At 36.6% G+C, this 2,107-nt stretch carries 2 protein-coding genes; one reads left to right on the forward strand and one right to left on the reverse strand.

Features of this window, described 5'->3' with window-relative positions; genetic code table 11:
• The coding region (locus tag VLB74_RS12560) for a tetratricopeptide repeat protein (protein WP_414655604.1) at nucleotides 1-324 on the reverse strand (324 nt) is incomplete at its 3' end.
• A gap of 212 nt (nucleotides 325-536) precedes the next feature.
• Here VLB74_RS12560 and VLB74_RS12565 point away from each other — a divergent pair.
• Nucleotides 537-1,622 (forward strand): IS110 family RNA-guided transposase, encoded by a 1,086-nt coding sequence (locus VLB74_RS12565; protein WP_325203801.1) that lies wholly within the window; start codon nucleotides 537-539, stop codon nucleotides 1,620-1,622.
• Nucleotides 1,623-2,107: the final 485 nt, after the last annotated feature.

Genomic DNA, 2,107 nt, shown 5'->3' on the forward strand with positions numbered 1-2,107 from the left:
TGCTTTTTGAAACTCACTTTTACCCATATAGCAAAAACCTCTTTGATAAAGAGCAACGGAGTCGTTCTGAACCTTTTTTAGGGTTAAGTTGCAATATTCGATTGAACGATTGTAATTATTAAGGCGATAATACATCAAACCCAACTTGTTATAAATGAAATGATTTTCATTGTCAAGGTTTAATGCTTTTTCAAGAAAGTCTATTGCTTGTGTATAGTTTTTCTCTTTTTCAGCTTTTTTTGCAGCGGAAGTCAATTCTTCAAATGTCTGTCCGTATGTTTTACAAACAATTAAAACTAATACAATTAGAAATCCTTTTTTCATTTTATTATTTATGTTATTTGAATTCTTCTATTTTCTCTTAAAAATCTCTGCTAACGTCTTGGTACTACAGCGGGTTTGGGACTAAATTAAGACCATTCTTCGGATTTGCCAAATCATTCAAATACAAAACCATTTTTCCATTAAGCCAATTGCCCCAATCCGTTGTAGCATCTATGTAAAAGCATAACTTAGAGTTACCAAAAACGAAGATTATGCAATTACAAGATGCCCTAAGAAAACCAAAGATATTCATTGGTTTAGATATTCACAAAAAAAGCTGGTCAGTTTCCATTCAAACTGATTTGTTTTTTCACAGAACATATTCGATGCCTTCTGTTGCCGAGGATTTATTTCAATATGTGGAGCAAACGTTTCCTAATCACGAAGTGGATTTAGTTTACGAAGCAGGCTGTTGCGGGTTTTCCGCAGCCCGCTATTTTTTAAACTTAGGTTGGCATGTTTTGGTGGTCAACCCATCCGATGTCAAGTCAGGAGATAAGGAACGATATCAAAAAACAGACGCCTTGGATTCCAGGAATCTGTCCAATCAATTAAAGTCAGGGGTTCTCAGAGGGGTTTATATTCCTACGGAAGAACACGAGCAGTTTACGACTTTGGCGCGTCATAGAACCCAAGTGACCAAGAAACTCCGACAAACCAAAACACATATCAAAAGTATGTTATTATTTCATGGCATTGAAATACCTCAGGAGTTTGATAATTCAAATTGGAGCAAAGATTTTATTGTATGGCTGGAAAAAATAAAATTCAGCACCAGCTGTGGAGAATTGGCTTTGCATGGCAAAATACGGATGTACAAATTTATCAGGTCAGAGTATTTGGAAATTGCTAATCAAATGCGTGCTCACTGTCGAAAGACCCATAAGAAAGATTATAATCTTTTGAGGAGCATTCCGGGAATTGGCGGTTATTTGGCCAGTGTAATCTTGGCCGAGTGTGGTGATTTGCGCCGATTCAATAACGAGGGACAATTTAGCTCTTACATCGGATTGGTGCCTGGGATTTACAATAGCGGCGGTTCGGAAAAGTGTTTGGGAATAACCCCCAGAAGCCGTTCACAATTGCGGAGTTATTTAGTGGAAGCAGCCTGGATTGCCATTAGAAAAGATACCGAAATGCAAAACTATTACCGCAAACATCAAGGCAAGAACGTAAAGAGCGTCATTATTAAAATAGCCCATAAATTGGCACGAAGAATACTCTCGGTCATTAAAACGGAAACGCCCTATCAAATCAATAGAAATTTAGTGTTAGAAAAACAAAAACAACCTTCTTAAAGAGCTCAACCATACCAGAAAACAGACTGCAAAACAGCTATGGCGGTTCTATAAAACGAAGCCGCATTTTGTAGCAGGCAGCTGTTTTTTATTCTTACAATCAAACCGATGCTGGTGGCTGCGCAAAACAGACCACATATAGGAGTAGGAGCTTTAAGAATTTTAAAAGAAAGACTATGGAATAAAAGAGATCTAAATTCGTGGCATTATTGAAAAAGTCAGAATAACTTTTTCAGTCCTAAGCCTTCGGCGGACAAAAAGTTGTTTCCAACTTTTTCAACAAGCCGTTGGAACGGAATTTTATACTCGAAAAATAACCAACATATAACCCTCTCAAAAGTTGTGAATAACTTTATGATGCTTTACATAGGAGTGGCTGTTATAAGCAGCCTTTATTCTATTTTTATGAGCAAAATTTCAATAATGAATACCGTCGTCATAATGTCCAAAATCTTTCCATTCATTATTGACTTTTCTTAACAGTA

It is taken from the genome of Flavobacterium sp., assembly GCF_035456225.1.
Lineage (GTDB): Bacteria > Bacteroidota > Bacteroidia > Flavobacteriales > Flavobacteriaceae > Flavobacterium.